The organism is Mycetohabitans endofungorum, assembly GCF_002927045.1.
GTDB lineage: Bacteria > Pseudomonadota > Gammaproteobacteria > Burkholderiales > Burkholderiaceae > Mycetohabitans > Mycetohabitans endofungorum.
The window spans coordinates 168,738-187,605 of the sequence record NZ_PRDW01000002.1; the positions used below are offsets into that span (position 1 = coordinate 168,738).

At 53.0% G+C, this 18,868-nt stretch carries 18 protein-coding genes, 1 tRNA gene and 1 pseudogene; 18 read left to right on the forward strand and 2 right to left on the reverse strand.

The genetic code is table 11. From position 1 onward, the window contains the following. Window positions 1-18: 18 nt before the first annotated feature. The 4 genes and pseudogenes from B0O95_RS02475 to B0O95_RS16985 form a co-directional block, all read left to right on the forward strand. The gene (locus B0O95_RS02475; RefSeq protein WP_104076474.1) at window positions 19-804 is read left to right on the forward strand and encodes a BON domain-containing protein; all 786 of its coding nucleotides are present in this window, start codon (window positions 19-21) and stop codon (window positions 802-804) included. Then, the gene (locus B0O95_RS02480) at window positions 804-1,202 is read left to right on the forward strand and encodes a c-type cytochrome (RefSeq protein WP_104076475.1); all 399 of its coding nucleotides are present in this window, start codon (window positions 804-806) and stop codon (window positions 1,200-1,202) included. Before B0O95_RS02475 ends, B0O95_RS02480 begins: the two co-directional genes overlap by 1 nt. A 55-nt stretch (window positions 1,203-1,257) precedes the next feature. After that, a tRNA-Ala gene (locus tag B0O95_RS02485) sits at window positions 1,258-1,333 on the forward strand. 121 nt (window positions 1,334-1,454) lie between these two features. Continuing rightward, window positions 1,455-1,760, forward strand: a pseudogene (locus tag B0O95_RS16985) (hypothetical protein); the annotation flags it as partial. Here B0O95_RS16985 and B0O95_RS02495 read toward each other — a convergent pair. Then, window positions 1,723-2,106, reverse strand: coding sequence for a helix-turn-helix domain-containing protein (locus B0O95_RS02495; protein ID WP_104076476.1), 384 nt, complete (start codon window positions 2,104-2,106; stop codon window positions 1,723-1,725). The pseudogene B0O95_RS16985 and the gene B0O95_RS02495 overlap by 38 nt on opposite strands. Window positions 2,107-2,876: 770 nt before the next feature. Between B0O95_RS02495 and B0O95_RS02505 the strand changes: the two genes are divergently transcribed. The 12 genes from B0O95_RS02505 (at window position 2,877) to B0O95_RS02555 (ending at window position 16,663) form a co-directional block, all read left to right on the forward strand. Next, window positions 2,877-3,359 (forward strand): hypothetical protein, encoded by a 483-nt coding sequence (locus tag B0O95_RS02505; protein ID WP_146063966.1) that lies wholly within the window; start codon window positions 2,877-2,879, stop codon window positions 3,357-3,359. Window positions 3,360-4,294: 935 nt separating this feature from the next. Next, a complete protein-coding gene (locus B0O95_RS15295) occupies window positions 4,295-4,642 on the forward strand; it encodes a hypothetical protein (protein WP_146063967.1) in 348 nt (115 codons plus the stop codon). A gap of 264 nt (window positions 4,643-4,906) precedes the next feature. Further along, window positions 4,907-6,916: a hypothetical protein gene (locus B0O95_RS15300; protein WP_146063968.1), complete on the forward strand. Its 2,010-nt coding sequence runs from the start codon at window positions 4,907-4,909 to the stop codon at window positions 6,914-6,916. Then, a complete protein-coding gene (locus B0O95_RS02525) occupies window positions 6,913-7,971 on the forward strand; it encodes a ferritin-like domain-containing protein (protein WP_104076481.1) in 1,059 nt (352 codons plus the stop codon). Before B0O95_RS15300 ends, B0O95_RS02525 begins: the two co-directional genes overlap by 4 nt. 199 nt (window positions 7,972-8,170) lie before the next feature. Then, window positions 8,171-9,451 (forward strand): 3-dehydroquinate synthase, encoded by a 1,281-nt coding sequence (locus tag B0O95_RS02530; protein WP_233203041.1) that lies wholly within the window; start codon window positions 8,171-8,173, stop codon window positions 9,449-9,451. Continuing rightward, complete coding sequence (locus tag B0O95_RS15305; protein WP_146063969.1) at window positions 9,438-10,475, forward strand: hypothetical protein; 1,038 nt, start codon at window positions 9,438-9,440, stop codon at window positions 10,473-10,475. Before B0O95_RS02530 ends, B0O95_RS15305 begins: the two co-directional genes overlap by 14 nt. A gap of 66 nt (window positions 10,476-10,541) precedes the next feature. Next, entirely contained in the window at window positions 10,542-11,849 is a 1,308-nt protein-coding gene (gene eboE, locus B0O95_RS02535) for a metabolite traffic protein EboE (RefSeq protein WP_233203043.1), read from the forward strand. After that, window positions 11,846-12,703: a UbiA family prenyltransferase gene (locus B0O95_RS02540; protein WP_158249439.1), complete on the forward strand. Its 858-nt coding sequence runs from the start codon at window positions 11,846-11,848 to the stop codon at window positions 12,701-12,703. The genes eboE and B0O95_RS02540 overlap by 4 nt, the downstream gene beginning before the upstream one ends. Before the next feature lie 57 nt (window positions 12,704-12,760). Then, a complete protein-coding gene (locus B0O95_RS15310; RefSeq protein ID WP_146063970.1) occupies window positions 12,761-13,483 on the forward strand; it encodes an EboA domain-containing protein in 723 nt (240 codons plus the stop codon). Then, window positions 13,470-14,360: a TatD family hydrolase gene (locus B0O95_RS02545; RefSeq protein ID WP_104076483.1), complete on the forward strand. Its 891-nt coding sequence runs from the start codon at window positions 13,470-13,472 to the stop codon at window positions 14,358-14,360. Before B0O95_RS15310 ends, B0O95_RS02545 begins: the two co-directional genes overlap by 14 nt. A gap of 93 nt (window positions 14,361-14,453) precedes the next feature. Next, on the forward strand, window positions 14,454-15,827 hold the full coding sequence (locus tag B0O95_RS02550; RefSeq protein ID WP_104076484.1) for an alkaline phosphatase family protein: 1,374 nt from the start codon (window positions 14,454-14,456) through the stop codon (window positions 15,825-15,827). Between the two features lie 194 nt (window positions 15,828-16,021). Then, window positions 16,022-16,663: a TMEM165/GDT1 family protein gene (locus B0O95_RS02555; protein WP_104076485.1), complete on the forward strand. Its 642-nt coding sequence runs from the start codon at window positions 16,022-16,024 to the stop codon at window positions 16,661-16,663. A gap of 490 nt (window positions 16,664-17,153) precedes the next feature. Here the strand turns inward: B0O95_RS02555 and B0O95_RS02560 are convergent, their stop codons facing one another. Beyond that, window positions 17,154-17,672, reverse strand: coding sequence for a DUF6496 domain-containing protein (locus tag B0O95_RS02560; RefSeq protein WP_104076486.1), 519 nt, complete (start codon window positions 17,670-17,672; stop codon window positions 17,154-17,156). A gap of 557 nt (window positions 17,673-18,229) precedes the next feature. On the opposite strand from B0O95_RS02560, the gene B0O95_RS02565 reads away from it, so the two are divergent. Next, a complete protein-coding gene (locus B0O95_RS02565; protein WP_233203045.1) occupies window positions 18,230-18,739 on the forward strand; it encodes a hemerythrin domain-containing protein in 510 nt (169 codons plus the stop codon). Further along, on the forward strand, window positions 18,739-18,861 hold the full coding sequence (locus B0O95_RS02570; protein WP_233203047.1) for a DUF3309 family protein: 123 nt from the start codon (window positions 18,739-18,741) through the stop codon (window positions 18,859-18,861). The genes B0O95_RS02565 and B0O95_RS02570 overlap by 1 nt, the downstream gene beginning before the upstream one ends. Window positions 18,862-18,868 lie beyond the last annotated feature (7 nt).

Below are 18,868 nucleotides of genomic sequence, written 5' to 3' on the forward strand. Positions count from 1 at the left end.
ATCAGGGAGAGCTTGTCAATGACTGCCACTCGCGTCCGTAAAACGCTTATGCATGCCGTGCTGGCCGTGGGCCTTGCTTCATCGCTCCAGGGCTGCGGCCTACTGCTGCTGGGCGGCGCTGCCGGTGGCACGCTGATGGCCGTTGACCGGCGCACGCTCGGGGCCCAGACGGAGGACCGCGAGATCCAAATCAAGGCATTGAGCCGGATCGGCAATGCATTGCCGGACACCGCCCACGTCAACCTGACGGTCTATAACCGTCGCGTGCTGTTGACCGGGGAGGTGCCGGATGAGGTCGCGAAGCAAAAGGCCGAGTCGATTGTACGTGACATCATCAATGTGAGCAGTATCGCCAATGAACTGGCCGTGCAGCCCGCGAGCTCGTTTTCTTCGCGCACCAGCGATACGTATATCAGTAGCAAGGTGCAGGCCGCGTTGGTCGGCAGCAGGGACATTTCGTCGAACTATTACAAATGGACCACGGAGCGCGGCATTGTTTACTTGATGGGGTTGGTGACAGTTGACGAAGGCAATCGAGGGGCGGACGTTGTCAGCCGCGTGACCGGCGTGAAGCAGGTCGTCAAACTGTTTCAGTACGTGAAGCCCGAGGATGCGAAGTCACTGGTGGCGACGCCGGCATCGGGCGCCAGCGCGGCTTCCGCGCCCGCGGCGGAGCAGCCGACGGGAGCAACGGTGGGTGAAGTGCCACCGGCAGGGGTGAGTGTGCAACCGCTTGATCAACAGCCGCCCGCACCCGTGTCCAACTCGGCGATCAAGCCGGGTAATCCGAAGGCGCCGAATTGATGAGCGGGGTCAGTCAGGTGCGTTGGCACGGGGCTTGGTTGCAGGGCGGGTTCGGGTTCGCTCAGTGGGGGCTGTTGCGTTGGGGCGTGGCCGTTGTGCTGGCGGGAGGGGCTACCGGTGCGCATGCGTATGATGCCCAGCGCGCGCAGGCCCTGGCGAAGCAGAATGCATGCTTGGGTTGTCATGCCATCGAGCGTAAACTCGTCGGGCCCAGCTTTGCTGAGATCGCGCAACGATACAACGCGGATGCGGTGGCGCCCGCGCGGCTGGTCAAGAAGGTCGTGCAGGGTGGAGCAGGGGTATGGGGACCAATTCCAATGCCGTCGCATCCTCGGTTGAATGAGGCTGATGCGAAGGTGTTGGTGGATTGGGTACTGGCCGGGGCGCCGCGGAAGTAGGGGGAAGCGTCTTGCTTTCGGAGCCCGTATTTCTGCTATAATCGTCGCTTCACGTGGGGCGGTAGCTCAGCTGGGAGAGCGTCGCGTTCGCAATGCGAAGGTCGGGAGTTCGATCCTCCTCCGCTCCACCAATAGATTCAAGGGTTTAGCCGATGGCTAGGCCCTTTTTCTTTGGTAGATTCGATTGATTGCGCCAATTTTGCGCTGCTCGGGCTGTCGAAGCCTGAGATGCAGCACATGAAGGGCATGTGAATAGCATCTATCACTCGTCGGGGCGATCTTCAGTGGCAGGCCCGTGTTCGACGCAAGGGCTATCCGGTACAGATCAAGAGACGTGGAGAGCAACGCCGATCGTGCAACGATCGATGGCGTCGTCGCGCAGTTCGGACGTAGCCAAACTGCGCACCGACTGGCTGAGGCAGATCACTCCGCCACTGAAGCCGGCGTCAGTGCTTCGGCGCTTGGCCATCCTCCCCCCTCTTCGGCATCGCCCGCAAGGAATGGGGAATGGAAAGTCTTTTCAATCCCCTCGAGCTTGTGCGCAAACCGCCCGCGAACGGGCCTTGGCGCGTTTGACCTCGCCCGCTTGTTGCAGTGTGTTCTTCGCCCGGGTGTAGTTGCGCATGCCGCCGTGCTCGCCTCGGTACCCGCTGTGAAAGTGCCGCACGTTCCAGCCCGTGTAGTCGCGCCGGTACAGCTGCACGAGTTTGACCACTTCATCCACCGGCGCTCGCTTGTGCGAGAACTGATCCAGTCGCTTGTCGAGCAGCCCTTGTAGACCGTCGGCCTCATAGCGTCCAATCTGCCGCCGAAATGTGCGCTCGCAAACGCCCAATAGCCGCGCCGCCTCGGCCTGCGTGAGCCGCTTGTCCTGCCAGTCGCTGTAGACCTCTTCAAATCTCATCTTCCGGGTTTCCTGTCACCAACGCGCCCGGCTCACGGGGGGCCATACGACACCCAACAACCGGATACATGACGTGCTACAAACCCGGACAATTCATGTGCTCACGACACGGAACCGGAATCTCCAGTTGCCGTTTTTTGATGAACTGCCTATACTGGAATCGCCTCTGAAAACAACAGCGGCCGGGTGTGACAATCCGGTAGATACAGGCGCACAGAAGCCGCGCCATCTTACGATTCGCGGCTTTTTTGTGCGTAACGTCTGGTCTCGTCTATGGCGGGCCGGGCGGGGCCAGCTTCGGCTGGGCCGGATCCTGTATCCCGGTTTGTCACCCTCGTTCGGTCCGCCACCCTCCGTGACAAGAGGGCGCGGGTAAAAAACCGTGATACAGGATCCAGGCATGGATATTTCACCTCTTGGCGTTTGTCCGTCCGAATATCGCCGTCTGCGTGTGCGTCGAACACTGCTGCTTCTTTTCCCTCGTCTTTGCGCGTTTTCTGCGTCGCTTGTTGCCTCTAAACGGGTGCCTAGCCATTTGTACATGACGCACCGAGCCGCGCAGCCACCGTAAAATAGTTAAACCCTCCACTGTTGCTCCAAGCTAAGCAGACACTTCGCGCAATTGTTAGGACTATTAATCTAACGGCTTAAATACCTTTTCCGCTTTCCCTCGCATCGTGCCTATCGGCGCGAGGGGTATGTTTTGCTCAAAACAAGGAGGATGTGCAGGGCTTGCGTCGCACTAGCGATGCAGGCCAACAGATACCGTGGTGGATCAAGGATTTTACGTCATTGCCATGGATCCGGCGCATGTACGCTTCGTCGTGCCGCCGGCCGTAGTTTCTAAACGAGAAAGCATAGGGACATGGCTGGCCGCCACTAGCTTGACCGTCACCGCGTTCGTTGTGCGTCTTGATCTCGGCATCGTGGTCTTGTTCGGCGAGGCGTGGATCGCCTGGCGGTGGCTGCGTCGGTTTGAGCCGACCCTGACCACAAGCCAGTTCAGCATCAGTGCGGCAGGCATTATCTGGTTCGGGTCAAAATCGGGGGCCGCCCTGATCGCAATGCATCGGGTGAGTCGCGTTTGCCTAGTCTCGCCGCGCAGGCGCCTGGCCAAGAGGGGAATCGTGGTCGAGGCCGACGGACTCGATTATGCTATCGCGCAGGGCCTGTCTCGCTGTACCGCTCTTTGTTTGGCGCGGGCAGTGCGACGGGCACTGCGTGCCGCGCTGCAAGATGGGCATTGGATTTGACGCTTTTTTCATACCGGCATGGCATCTATTAAGCAATGCTGAGGACAAACTTAGAACATGATGCGCAACGCTGCCTCGCCCTTGCTTTCCAATAGCCGCGCCCGGCTGGCACACGCTCCACGCGCAACGTGATTTTCTCGCGTGTTTGCCAGAAGTTGTCAAGGGTTTGCCCGGCTAGTCAGATGTCAGCGCTGTCGCTGCGCTCGACGCTAAGCCACACATCGATACGCAGTGCCATTTCGAGCGAGATCGCCCCCGCTCACCTTCTCGTGGAATCGATGGCCGTTTTCATGTGGAGTATCAGAGAAACTGGATCGCCAAATCGAACAGCTTGAGCTACGCCTCGAGGATCTGCAGGCCGACGAAGGCGCTGTGCCCCTCGAGATCCGAAGACGGGGCGCTGCCGCGCGTCAATCAAGCTGAGTCAATGCGTTAGGCGGTAGTTGTAGTTGACGCTCAATACTCGCGCTTGACTGCGCCGTGGACCAGCTTTTCCAGTCCTCCAGTGCCAAACCCGGCACACGCACAAACTCTTGCCTATGATGCGTAATTAACACGAGGTTGCGCGCCCGAACTTGGCCGGCGATCCGTACATCGTACAGGCCAATCGGCGTGCCAGCGGCGCGCAAGCAGCGCGCGCACTTCGCTAGTGTGCTGCGCATCTTCGCGATCAAATAAAAGTACTCCGCAGCATGGGAGGGCGTTGCTTACCGCACGACGTTGCCGCAGAGCGAGATGACTTTTCCGGCTGACTCAGTATTAGATCGACACTCGACACGCCGCTTAATTTTTCTTAAAGATAAATTCCAGTCCATTTTTCACCCAATTGTATCCAATTTCAGTCAATATAAAATAATAATGATATGAAATCTAAACAATATAACTAATTCTGCACCGTGTGACATTAAAGCTTTTTCTATTACGATTTTGTCGGTTTGAGTAAGCAAAAGTTGCTTGGGCTTCTCGCAATTCAAGCCTATATTGGTTTGGCGTCTTTACGAAAAACCGCGCGTAGTAGCGAATCTACGATCGTGCGCGGCGGTCTGGAAAGAAAAAAGTGGGCGTTGGTAGCAGTGATGGCTTGTTTCACAAAAGCAATATTTGGAGTGAACGCAATGGCAAAGCACCCTAGCTTAAACCAGATCGCATTGTTCTCATGCAATGTGCATTTTTACCCCTGCCTCCTTTTGCTTTGTACTTATTTCAATAGGTATAAGAAATTCTTAGCGCATCAGGGCGGTAGATTTAAAGAAATGGCTATTGCTTCAGTAACTAACATTTAGGCGTTGTATTGACTTATATAATCTCTAAGCCAAGCGAACAAATACGGTGATAAGACGATGTTATCACTGCGCCAAACGGCTGCCCTTCGATTCTTTTTGCTTAAGGGAGGGCGAGTATAAGTGATTTATGTAGAGAGGGCGTAATAAAATTTTTTGGGGCGTGTCGATTTGTCATTGTTTCAATGCTAAATATGCGATTTTTGCGTTGACTGCTTTGTTTAAGGCATGTTAATTGATGGCTAATCTATTGATGGAGGAATTTAAATGAGTTATCTTGATTTTCCGCGCATTAATTTTCTAGGGAAGTTTCAGGCCAATGTGTCAACGGTGAATAACGATGTGCGTTACTATGACAATGCAACATTTAGAAAAAGGTATCAAAGCACTAGTGATGAAGATGTCAAATTAACCCCTACCAACTGGAACCCAGAAGGAACGGGTATTTTTAGACTTTTGGACTGCAAAATCACCAGCGCTTGCTTGTGGGATGAAGAAAATGACGAACCAAAACTTATTAATGAGCAAAGCCAAGATCCGATTATCGGAATGTCGCTAAGCGATGCCAATCAGCAGCCACCAGCCAAGCTGGTAGACCTGGACCCCCAACATCAGCTTTCTTCAGCGGTATGGGGGCTCCAAGTAAGGTTGACCGATAACGCCGATCAGTCTATTTTTACTGGCGATATGATACCAGTATCCTTTAAAAACCTTTGGAAAAGGTGGAAGAGTCAAACGGGCAGTACGGCGTATTCCGCTGATTATCAGTCAGTTATTGAATGTGTCAAATCATGCGATTGTGATAGTGGATCTGAGCTTTTGGGTAAATTATTCCTTAATCGACCGGATAAACTCTCCATTCATTTTAGTCTTTACGGCTACAATGAATTCAATGTAGCAACTGTCCGGGACCCCAGTCGTGTAATTGGGTCTATTATTGGAACGATTGGTCCTTATCGCGAAAATGAGCCGAAGCACTTTGTAATGGGACGGCAGATGATAGCGGCCACAGAAAAAACCGATCCATTGACTCCAAGCCATGGAATATTTGGATATCAATGCAAAGTAGATAAGGAAAAAAATATACTTACCGCAGATTTAAGTCACTGCTTGCCATTAGAAAAATCCGAAAATGTTTTCGAGATTGATGTGGATTATAAGTCTTTAGAAATTGTCACTCAATCCAGCAAGGAAAAAATAGGAGAAATTACATCTGAAAAATTTAAAAATCCGGATTGGTATAAAAAAACCGGCGGAATAATAGACTTTGTAATAAATCCAGAGTTGGTCGAAAAAATAGAAGGTGAGCCGCTTGTGTTGCGTGGGTGTAATGATAACGTAGGCCCGGTCGAATTGGTTAACGAATCTTTAACAGGTTTATATGTTCGCGCTGAGCAAAGCATCTGCCGCATCAATCCAGGAGATACAGAAACTGTAGATTTTTATGCGTCACAGTATGGAAATCCTCTTCCCAACGCTGTTATTTCTATCTTAACGCAGCCTGATGCAACGATTGGGGGAACAGGTGGCGCCAATTACCCTTTAGACCCACCAGTCCCTATTCCTAAAATTGGTGTTCCTGAGGGTGTCCTTAGCTACTCAAGCCCCACTGTAATTCCTGGAGATCGGCATATAGGAGAACTTCAATTTAAGACTGATGCACAAGGACGTGCTCAACTGCATATCCATGCTTCACACAAAGGACCGGGGAATCCACGTGGCTATATTGACGGACAGCTTTATCGTATTGGTTATAAGCTGCGAGACGAGCCGCCCGGTTACATCCGAAATTTTTTAGAGTTTATTGGTGTGTTGGCTTTTGATTTTGAAGAAGTCAAAGCAAATCCTAATTGGTTTTCTGATATACAACCTATTCTTCAGCAATACAGCAATCTTTATCCCATTATGAGTCGTTACGTCGTTGATCTAGGCGATTACGACGCCGTAGTAAATAAAAGGGAGATTCTTAAACTCGTTTTTTCTCTTCCGGAAAAAGATCCGAACTATATGCCCATCCAGCGAGATCTATCGAGAAATAAGCGAAAAAACATCTTAAATTGGCTGGATTCTCCTATAAAGGGGGATCCGGCTGGTTTCCCTAAAGACAATAAAGTTGTCTGGCAACAAACACCTCTTAATCCAGAAAAATTAATACCAGAAAAATCTAAGCAAAAAATTTCAAAGCCATCTGGAACGCCGCAGCCTGACAGTAAAGCTGCTTTTGTAGCGCAATACCAGGCCCGGTTGTTAAACGTAAAGCAAGGAGAAGAATCATGATAGAGACTTTTGTAAACTTTGGAACGCCGCTTGCACTAAAACAAGCGTTCATAGACGAAATTATTAAAGCCCAGGATGTTGTTGATTTATATGGGCCACTACAAAATGCGATCGCGTTGGAGCATAGCACTATCCCACCTTATCTGACCGCGATGTTTTCACTCAAGCCGGGCGTTAATGACCTGATTATTGAATTTATTCGTGGTATTGTCGTTCAAGAGATGCTGCATATGACCATTGCGGCCAACATTCTGATCGCGATTGGCGGCGAACCTGAAATTAATACACCCAATTTTATTCCAAAATATCCCGGGCCTTTGCCTATGGGGATCGGAGGAGAAGATTTCAAGGTGGGGATAGAAGCTTTTTCGATGGATTTGGTCAAGAAAATTTTTATGCGAATTGAGCTTCCTGAAAACCCTATAGCTTTATATAGCGCCAATCCGCCATCTACCATTGGCGCATTTTATAAAGAACTTAAAAATAAGATTAAGGAGCTGCAACCTCCATTTGCCCATTTCAACAGGCAGGTTACCTCTAAAACAATGAAAAAGCAGTGGTTTACGGAAGATAAGTTATTTGAGATAAATGACATGTCTTCTTGCGAAAGGGCAATCGATATTATTGTTGTGGAGGGCGAGGGAACCTCAACTGATCCTATGCAAGCCCACAATCTTCCGGCCCACTATTACAGGTTTAAGGCAATTACCCAAGGGCGCAGGCTTATTAAGTGCTCTAACGGTCAGTACGGATATTTTGGAGAGGCAATTCCATTTAATGTAGAAGATGTTTATCCTATGAAGCCTAACCCCAAAATAGCTGATTTTAATAATAAACCAGCAATTCAGTCTCGTATTAAACAGTTCGCCAGCTATTATAGCAACTTGCTTGATACGCTACATCAAGCTTTCAATGGAGATCCCGCACTAATGGACAAAGCAATGGGCTTTATGTACGACCTCAGAGTTACTGCGGTAGGATTAATGCAAATTCCTTTGGGAGATGGAAAAAATGCTGGTCTTAGCTTTGAATACATTCCGCTCAAAGAGCGTTAAAGGTAAAAATGCAACTGATATTTTATAAAATTGAGGTGATTGCATGCTCGGCAAGCGGGATAAAAACCTAAATGGCTTGAAACGGCAGTCAAGTTTTCAAGTTTATAGTGGCGCACGTAATTTGTCGCTGCGGCCCGCTGAGTTGAGAAAAAACTGCTTCGGCTTTTAGCGCTTTGTCCCTTGCCAAAGAGGAATTGCCATGCAATGTCTGTCGGAATCCATGAAAGAAGACGGGCCAGTTGACGAGAATTCGTCTGTCCATGCCGTCGATACCGATAGTGTGATGCAACGTTTCAATGTACCGTTTGAATATCCCGTGTATTTTTCCCGCGGTGTATTCAGTGACCCACACAATCTGACGTTGCAACGGGCAATCTGCCGGCTGGAACCGCACCGGCGTCACCGCTTCGTTGCCGTGGTCGATGCCGGCCTGGCTAATGCCAATCCCGCTATCGTTCAGGCTTTACAGGCATATGCGTTACGTCATGCAGACACGCTTGAATTGGTTGATGCGCCGCGTGTGTTGGCTGGCGGGGAGCAACTCAAGCACGAGCCAGACGCGGTGCGCGCGTTACAACAATGGTTGCACGATCAGCACATCGACCGTCATGCCTGTTTGGTAGCACTCGGTGGCGGCGCGGTGCTGGACGCGGTCGGATACGCGGCGGCCACGACGCATCGCGGCGTGCGGCTGATCCGGTTGCCCACGACAGTTTTAGCTCAGAATGACGCGGGCATCGGCGTTAAAACGGCTATTAACGCTTTTGGGGTAAAAAATTTCTTGGGCACCTTTACCCCACCGTTTGCGGTAATCAATGACTTTGACTTTATCGCGACGCTGCCTGCACGGCATTGCATCGCGGGCATGGCCGAAGCGGTTAAAGTCGCTGCGATCCGTGATCGGACCTTCTTCGATTGGCTGACGGCCCATGCCAGTGCGCTTGCGAATTTCGAGCCGAACGCGATGCAATGGATGATTCGCCGTTGCGCCGAGCTACATTTGCAGCATATCAGTCAAGGCGGTGACCCATTCGAATCGGGCAGTGCACGCCCGCTTGATTTTGGGCACTGGGCAGCGCACAAATTGGAGACCCTAAGCGCACATACGCTCATGCACGGTGAAGCCGTCGCGATTGGCCTCGCACTAGATACCCGTTATGCAGTGACCATAGGTTTGCTGGAAATGCCTGCATTGACTGCAATGTACACGTTGCTAAACCGTTTGGGGTTCCGTTTGTGGCACGACGCGCTCGATGCACGCGATCAATCTGGGCGGCGACGGGTGCTGGATGGACTCACTGAGTTCCGTGAACATTTGGGCGGCGAGTTGAACGTTACATTAATTAAACAAATCGGGAAAAGCGTGGAAGTTCACGCCACTGACGAACGCGAAGTCAATGCGGCCATCGACTGGTTACAAGAGCAAGATAGAAATCGCTTGCACATTGGGAGAAAGGAGGTTCACTGTGAAATGGTATAAATTTAAAATTTACAGCGCAAAAGTACACAGTCTATGGTCCCAGTGGACCTTAGTGTTGGTGCTGGTTTTGGCATGCATGGCTTCAGCGTTGGGTTCAGGTCTATCTTATCAAATAATCGTACCCCAAGAGAATGTTTGCGAGGGCCGAGAAGATAAAGACATTTGTGAGCGGCATATCTATCCGACGAACGGAGTGCATAACGAAATATACTGCGGAGAACCTGATTCAGTATGTGACTACAGCCATCAAACTGGGCGGCCTCAACCAGATCCGGAATTCCCTGAGTATTGGACTAGCGATTGGACCATGTATCGGGTGTTCAAAAACTATGACACATTCTCACCGCCATACGACGATCCTCCAAGAAATCTAAAGCCTATCGAAGACTATGAAATTTCAAGCGGTTGGACAGTCTACGATTCGACTTACATACCTACAGACAAGGATGGGCAAGGCGCGATGATGGAGCATTATGACAAGCGATGCTTGCCGATTTTTCCGCATGATAATAAATACACCTGTTCTTTTGTATCACTAGGTAATAAAGCCTACTTTCTCACTTACGATAAAGATCGACCCGAAGGCATGCCGGAAATCTGCCAGTTTTCACTAGATAATCATCCGCCGAAGCGCGATTTCATTAAGCATTTGCCTTATGATCCCAAGCAAAGCCAACATATTGAAGGCAAGATTCAAGCTTATTCAATACTCGCGCCTGGCGATATTTTGTTTGGCTATGCTTTTTGGAGGGACAGGTTCGTTGCAGATGATAAAAAATATAAAATGCCACAATCTTTCTTTTACTCTGGAGACCTGAGTATCCCATACCCTAACGCCCCCATCGTCAGTCAAAACTTCAAAAATTTTAAAGTTGAAAAACCAGGAGAAGAAGTTTGGCAAAAGGTCAAAGCGAAGCTAAGAGATAATCCTCATCCGCCATGGTGCTGTCTTTTTGCAACCGACTGTAAGGACGACAAGAAAAGCGGACCGCAAATGCCTGCTAAGTCAGCGAAGACACGTTGAAAGACTGAGCCAACTAACCATGGCGCGGTCTCGCTAATCGCGAGACCGCGTAACCGGATGAGCCCTATGGATCGGACCGATATCAAAAAACCTTATGCGTTGTGTTGGGATGCCATGCCACCCTCCCAACGGGCGCATTTGACTTATTGCACCAATGTTCATCCTGCGCAAAGTTGGTCTGAAGTACGTGATACATTGGGCTACTATCTGCCCCAGATCAAGGCACGCGTCTCGCCCCATACACCATTTGGCGTTGGATTGTGGCTATCTGAGCTGGCGGCTCGTGAACTGGACGATCCTGCCGCGCTTGCGCAATTTAAAGCCTTCTTACGAACACATGATTTATATGTGTTCACGCTCAACGGATTCCCTTTTGGTAGTTTTCACCAGCAATCTGTTAAAGATGCGGTCTATCTGCCGGATTGGCGCGACCCGCGGCGGCTTGAATACAGCAATCGACTGGCTCGCCTGCTGGCTCAACTCTTGCCCGACGATCAAGATATCGAAGGCAGTATCAGCACCGTTGCCGGGGGATTCAAACCACATCTCGCTGACGATCCTCAGTGCCGGTCCGTGATGGCTAAGCAACTGCTTGAGCATGCAGTGATGCTACATCGGCTGCATCAGGAAACAGGGCAATGTATCACGCTGGCGCTAGAGCCTGAGCCGTGTTGCCTGTTGGAAACCACAACCGAAACCATTACGTTTTTCGAGGAATATCTGCTCAACGCCACCGCGACTGAGCACATTGCAGCCGCATGCGCACTAGACGACGCTGCGGCGCTCGCGTTGATCCGACGTCATTTAGGCGTGTGCATTGACACGTGCCACGCCGCTGTCGAGTTCGAAGATCCGAACGATATGATAAGCCGCTTTAGGCAAGCGGGGATCCGCATTGCCAAGTTGCAACTTAGTGCTGGGCTGCGCGTCCCTCGCCCGTGTGCATCGCATGCACGCGCGCTGCAGCCGTTCGCCGAACAGGTGTATTTACACCAAGTCATTGAGCGCCGTACAGCTGAAACCAACGCTGAGCTACAGCGCATGATCGATTTGCCTGCTGCACTCAGTGTCCTCAACACGAATCCATCAGTTTATGAAAATACCGGGGATGAATGCGAATGGCGCATTCATTTTCATGTGCCTGTATGGGCCGACACCGTCGGACCATTTGAGAGTACGCAACCGTTCTTAAAAACCATGTTGGCAATGCAACGTGACACGCCGATTTCGACTCATCTGGAAGTGGAAACTTATACGTGGCATGCGTTACCGGCTGTCTATCAGCAGCATCATACCGAACGTACTCAGCCGACTGGCAGCCTTATCGAAGCGATCTCGCATGAGTTGCAATGGGTCCAGGAGCAGCTGAAATGATCACCTGGCATGTCGCTTTACGTCTGGGGCGCGTTTCCAACCTGCCCACTGTCTGGAGCAATGTCATTGCTGGCGCGGTACTCACTGGCCAGCCCATCCACCCTCTCACTTTGCTATGCTTGTTATTAGCGATGTCGCTGATCTACACCGCCGGTATGTTTCTCAATGACGTATGTGATCGAGCGATCGACGTGATTGAGCGGCCAGAACGACCGATTCCTGCGGGTCAAATCAGTGTTTCGACGGTATCGGTCAGTGGCTTGGCGATGCTCGGTGCGGGCGTACTATTGCTCGCCTCACAAGGAAGTGGTGCTTTTGCCAGCGGCATCATTTTAGCGCATTTGGTTGTGCTTTATAACTTGTATCATAAAGCTAACCCATTGAGTCCGTTGATCATGGGCCTGTGCCGGATGCTGGTTTATATTACCAGTGCATTAGCTTTCACAAACGGCACCTTGTCCCAACCCACATGGCAAGGCTCGGTTATTTTATTCGCTTACACAGTAGGCCTAACCTACGCTGCCAAGCAGCAGTTCACCGGCCCAATGATTCGTTTTGTGCCCGTGATTGGACTCGCAGCGCCGCTGGTATATGCGTTCATGAGTTTGCCGATCCATCGATGGGCATGGGGTTATCTAGGGGCGTTTGCGTTTTGGACAATATGGCATCTTCAGCGTGCGGCCTTTCGCGCTAAGACGTGCGATTTGCGCAGCGCAACAGGCGAACTGATCGCTGGCATGGCATTAAGTGACGCATTACTGATTGCGATTCACGGCGCGCCAAGCTGGGCAGTGGCAAGCGCGGTTGCTTTTTTGCTGACAGTTTTATGGCAACGGCGTATTGCAGGCAACTAAATTCCAATCAATCTATGCTCAGTTAGCCTTATCGCCAACCCAATATTAAATTTGGTTATGACAATCGCGAATACGCTTTATGCGGGTTTACTCCAAGCCACCGAAGCCTGCTCTGCGGAGGATAAGGCAGATCGTGCAAAAAATTGGCTGGCTCGCTGCCAACAGATCATCACAAGGCCTGCCTCATGCAGCGATGATCTCCAGCATAGTGTCGAGCATCATTTTGCAATAGCACAGCGCCGACTCGCGGGTCTGCCGTCGTTACCCGCTAAGACGCTTGATACATTGCGCGGAGCCGGCGTCATTGCGCCACAGCAATGGAGTATAGGTGATTTTGGCCGAGCGCTGATCCTCTTACATGCCTTGTCGTTGCGGCCCAGTGTTGAATATCTCAGATTTGTCACGCGTCTCTATCGACGTGGCGATAATACTGAGCAGCAGGCAATACTGCGCAGTTTAATCTTATTGCCCGAACCGCAGCGATGGGTATCGATTGCCGCGGAGGGCTGCCGTAGCAATGTAGCAATTGTCTTTGAAGCGATCGCTTGCGACAATGCGTATCCCGAACGTTTCCTCTGCGAGTTGAATTTTAATCAACTTGTCTTGAAGGCTCTCTTTACCGGCACGTCAATCCGCCGCATTGCTGGACTCAATAAAAGACTCACTCCCACACTAAAACGCATGGTTGCCGATTACGCTAGTGAACGGCGCGCAGCAAAACGTCAGGTTTCTGACGACCTTAACTTTCTTCTGCGAGGTATTGAACATGAAAATGTTTGACCCCCATATCCATATGACCTCACGCACCACCGACGATTACCAGGCGATGAGCAATGCAGGAATTACGGTCGTGGTAGAGCCGGCTTTCTGGATGGGGCAGCCGCGCACGCATGTCGGCACGTTCGAAGACTATTTCCTATCTTTATTGGGCTGGGAACGTTTTCGGGCCGGCCAGTTTGGCATCCGCCACTTTTGCACGCTGGGCTTGAACCCTAAAGAAACCAATAATCCGGATATTGCCGATGGCGTCATCGCGTTGCTTGAGCGCTATCTTGATAAAGATGGCGTGGTGGCAGTGGGCGAAGTCGGATTCGACGATGAAACACCGGCCGAAGCCCATTACTTTGCGCGTCAAATTGAACTGGCAATCGAACATGACCTGCCTGTGCTAGTGCATACGCCTCATCGAAATAAAAAAGCTGGCACCATTCGCACTCTCGCGCTCATTCGCGAAAGCGGCATTGCCCAAGAGCGGGTATTGATTGACCACAACACGGAAGAGACACTCCCGCTGGTGCTCGACTCAGGTTGCTGGGCCGGACATTCGATTTACCCGCACACCAAGATGGATGAGGCGCGTATGGTCGCGCTGGTTAAGCAGTATGGCAGTGAGCGCATCATCATGAATAGTGCAGCTGATTGGGGCGTCAGCGATCCATTGAAAGTGCCTAAAACTGCAGCGGCCATGCGTGATGCGGGCATCGCCGAGCATGAAATCGAAACGATCGTTTGGCACAATCCGCTTGCTTTTTTCGCACAAAGCGCACGGCTTGATATCGCTGAGGCCGAAGCGCCGCTGCTAATCGATCAGCGCCACAACTGGGAGGGCAATTCAGTACTACGCGGGCAAGTCCCGCAGGTAACCACTACTGAATAATCGATGCCAAGAATCGGCGTAGTCGGGCGATCTCGTGATTGCCGTCAGCGAACCGCCCAACCATGAATACGCTAACTTAAGCAAGGTGCTGCTATGCAACGCGTGATCGTCCTGAATGTGGTGGGGCTAAGCAGCCAGCTACTGAAGCATGCGCCTCACTTATCCGCTTTGGCCAAGCGCGGCGCAATGCGTCCTTTAATCACTGTGACACCGGCGTTGACCTGCCCGGTCCAGGCCACACTACTGACTGGACGCTTGCCGCAACATCATGGCTGCGTCGCTAACGGTTGGTATTCACGGGAATTGGCCGAACCGTTGTTCTGGAAGCAAAACAATGGACTCATCGAAGGGGATAAAGTTTGGCACGAGGCCAAAGCGCGCAATCCAGACTTTTCTTGTGCGCAGTTATTCTGGTGGTTCAATATGTATGCGGATGTGGATTGGAGTGTCACGCCGCGGCCGATCTATAAGGCGGATGGCTGCAAGGTCCCCGACTTCTATACGCAACCGGACACATTGCATTCGGAATTGTTATGGCAATTGGGCGAATTCCCGCTATTCCAATTTTGGGGGCCAGCGGCTGGCCTTGCGTCAAGCCGGTGGATCACGGACTGCGCGCTGCACTTGTGTGACACCCGGCAGCCCACGTTGACGCTGGTGTACCTTCCACATTTGGACTACTGCTTGCAAAAGCTTGGGCCAAGTCATCCGGCTATTGCTCGAGAAGTCGCTGCGGTGGATGCGCTGTGCGGTGAGCTCATCGAGTACGCGGACAACCACGGCATGCACGTCATCGCTTTGTCGGAATACGGAATCACGCCGGTATCGGGCGATATTCCAATTAATCGTGCGTTGCGTCAAGCTGGCTGGCTCGCGGTACGTGATGAACAGGGGGAAGAGAAGCTCGATTGTGGTGCATCCGCGGCGTTTGCGCTGGCTGATCATCAAGTCGCCCATGTCTATATCCGGCATAACGCGCTAATCGATGAAGTCAAGGCGCTGTTGCAGCGCTTGGACGGCGTCGACACCGTATTGGACAGGGCAGGCCAGCATAGTATAGGACTGGATCATCCACGTGCTGGTGAACTGGTGGCCATCAGCCAGGCTGATCGTTGGTTCAGCTACTATTATTGGCTCGATGACGCGCGTGCGCCTGATTTTGCACGCACAGTGGATATTCATCGCAAACCGGGCTATGACCCACTAGAGTTATTCATTGACCCCGAACGGGTCCTTCCTCGCTTGCAAATTGGTTGGAAACTTTTTAAACGGCAACTGGGTATGCGTAGCCTGCTTGATGTGATTCCATTAGACCCGCTGCTGGTAAAAGGCTCCCACGGACGCCCAACCGACGATATTGAACAAGGCCCGGTCTTGATCAGTTCACATGCCGATAAGTTACCCGCCGCGCCAGTGAAAGCCGAATCAGTACGCGGTATTATTTTGAATCATATCTTCGACAAATAAGCAAGTACATCAATTCCGTCACGGAAACAATTTGCGATGAAAAATGCACAGCGACAATTAGTTTGGCCACGCGTGTTGAGTCCGGCCATTTGTTACCTTGCCAGTGGCGAGGCCAATGGTCTACGAGTGCCGGAAAAGTTCGGACAGTGCGTGAGTTGTGACTCGCGCATCGACGGCCTGGGACACTATCGCTCATGATCGAAGCTTTGCTCGTTTCCGTTAGCAGCGTTGCACTTGCCGAAATCGGTGATAAAACGCAACTGCTGTCTTTCGCGCTCGCCGCACGCTATCGCCAACCTTGGCCGATTGTGTTTGGCATGCTGGCCGCCACGCTGGTGAACCATACTGGAGCGAGCGCGCTCGGCCAATGGCTGTTGTCAGTGCTCACTCCGTCGGCAATGCGCTGGGCACTCGCGCTGTCATTCATCGCGATGGGTGTATGGGTACTGGTTCCTGGCAAGCTGCTCACGAAAGCGGTGCAGCCTGCGCGTACAAAGCTTGGGATCTTCGGCACTACATTGCTGACGTTTTTTTTCGCAGAAATGGGCGATAAGACCCAAATCGCAACCGTGGCATTGGCCGCCCGGTTCCACGATATGCCTAGCGTCATTATCGGCACCACGCTAGGCATGATGTTCGCGAACGTGCCGGTCGTTTTTCTCGGTAACCGTTTTGCACATCGGCTGCCGATGACCGCTGTGCGTACGACCGCCGCAATCATGTTCATCGTGTTGGGGGGACTTGCGGCCTGTGGCGTCGGTACTCCACGCTCGGCTGAGCAAAGTGCTGGGCACGCTCTCGCGCCTTCGGGTTTCCGCAACGTCGCTGTTGCGTGAGCCGGGGCGGAAGCGATTTGGCCGAAGGATTGTGGCCTATCACAATGGCGCTCTTCCAGCGCTTCGCGGGCTACCTGGAGGCTCTTCATGCCGCACCTCCAAGGCTATGCTCGAACCATTGTCTCTTGGCGTCACCCTCGATCCATCCAGAAAAATACGAAAAGGGTCGAGATTCTGCGGGCGCGGAGTCATTGGGCGACCCGCTTCGCCGGCGTCGAATCCGGCTTGCCATGCCGCTGGGTCGATTCGAACCTTCAAGTTCACCGCGTAGCTCCTACCAACCGGGATGAGGGGCGGGAGGCGCTCGGTCGCGCTTGCAGTTTCGCTACCTGCTGGGCCTTTGTCGGTCGGCCTCGTCGGGCTGCCCGGTTGGAGGCCCCAGCACCGCTCAAGCGGATATCGTGGTAAGTCGTCGTAGCAGCCGCGTAGATACGAGACGGCTACGCGGGACGGCGAGGGGCGCGTCCCGGCCGTCCTGCGTCCGTTCCTCTCAGTGGTGTGCGCGTGCGGCGCGCGTGTGGGCAGCCTTTTTGGCGGCAGCGGAGCGGCCGGCCGCGCCCTTCGTCTTGGCTGCACGCTTGGCCGCAGCGGAGCGGCTGGCGGCCGGCCGTTTCGCCGCGGCGGATCTGGCCTGCTTTGACATCGACTCGCGTGTGGCGCCGTCCGAACGCTCGCGCCGTAGTACAGAGGTCGTCGTGCGCGAGCGCTTGGCTCGGGTTTCCTTGCTCGCGGAACCCGTCGTCTTGTGCTGACCCGCCGCGCTGTCCTTGGCCGTTTTTTTGCGTGTCGCCTCGCTGACGGTGCCCTTTTTCGGCGGCTTCAAGTCGACGCCAGCCCGTCGCGCCTTTGACAGCCCGATTGCCACGGCTTGCTTGGCCGAGCGCACGCCATGTTTGCCGGCCCGAACATGCTCGATCTCTTCCTTGACGAATTCGCCGGCCTGCGTGCTGGCCGATTTCCCTGCACGTTTGTCGGCCTGCGCTTGAGCCATAGTCTTTCTTTCTGGCATGACAATCCTCCTTGAAAGAGACGCTATATGTGCAAAGCTAGCAACCCCCGTGCCAGCATGTGACCACGGCACGCGCTGGTCCTGCGCTCTCATCGGTCGGATGGCTTGGGTTCTTGATGGATCGCGCGGCACCCGTCCTCCACGTCTCGAGCCGGCCCTGGTGTAGCCTGATTGCCCCACGTCGAGCGCGCAACGGTCAGCACTTGCGCGATCTCTCGGGCGACGTCAGCTTGTCCTGAAAGGAGGACATCGGCTCTTCAGCCGTTGCCGCATTGGCCTCCGGACGCAGACTGCCTTCAATAAACAGGCGTACGATTGATAAAACATCGTTACCCGCGAGCATAAGGCGAGTGCGCGGTATGGGCCACCAGTGTCCGACTCGCCGTCCGCGTGCGGGGCTGGCTTCGGGTGGGAACGATGTTCATGCCGTGCCGTGCCGTGCGGCGGCTCGGCGACACGAAGGCCGGGCGCGTCGATTGCTAAACGCCGTAGACCTTCCCACAGGAGCAAACATGACTACTACTGCGACACACCAAAAATCCACGCGGTCTTCGACAATGCCATCTCATGATGTTGGCGCTGCGCACGCAGCTGAGCAGGACGCGATTGCACTGCTGGAGGCGGACCATCGCGCGGTCCAGCGGCTATTCGATACGTTCGACAAGACGTCCGATGACGATCCCGACGCCAAGGCAACGCTGGTTACGCGCGCGTGCGACGAATTGGCCATGCATACGATCATCGAGGAAGAAATCTTGTATCCAGCGGCGCATCGTGCGCTGTCGGGGCAGCCGCAAAAGGAAGTCGACCAGGCCTATGTCGAACATTTTCTCGTTAAGACTTTGATGGAGAAACTACGGGGCTCTCGGCCAGGGGACGATGGTTTCGATGCTGCGTTCAAGGTATTGGCGGAAAACGTCCAGCATCATGTCAGCGAGGAAGAGTCGGTACTGTTCCCCGCGCTGCGCAAGGCAGGCGTCGACCTGGCTGAACTCGGCGCGCGTATTGCACAGCGCAAGGCGCAGTTGCAGGCGAAAGTGTCAAAGGACGTCGGCGATCGCACTTGATGCGCGAACGACTCGCAGCGCGCTGTGCTGGCCTGCTTGGCGAGGCAGGTTACGCTCCGTCCGGCTCCCTTGGCGTGATCGTTGTGATTGTTATCGCGCTCGTGCTGACGGGGCGCATCTAGCGCGCAG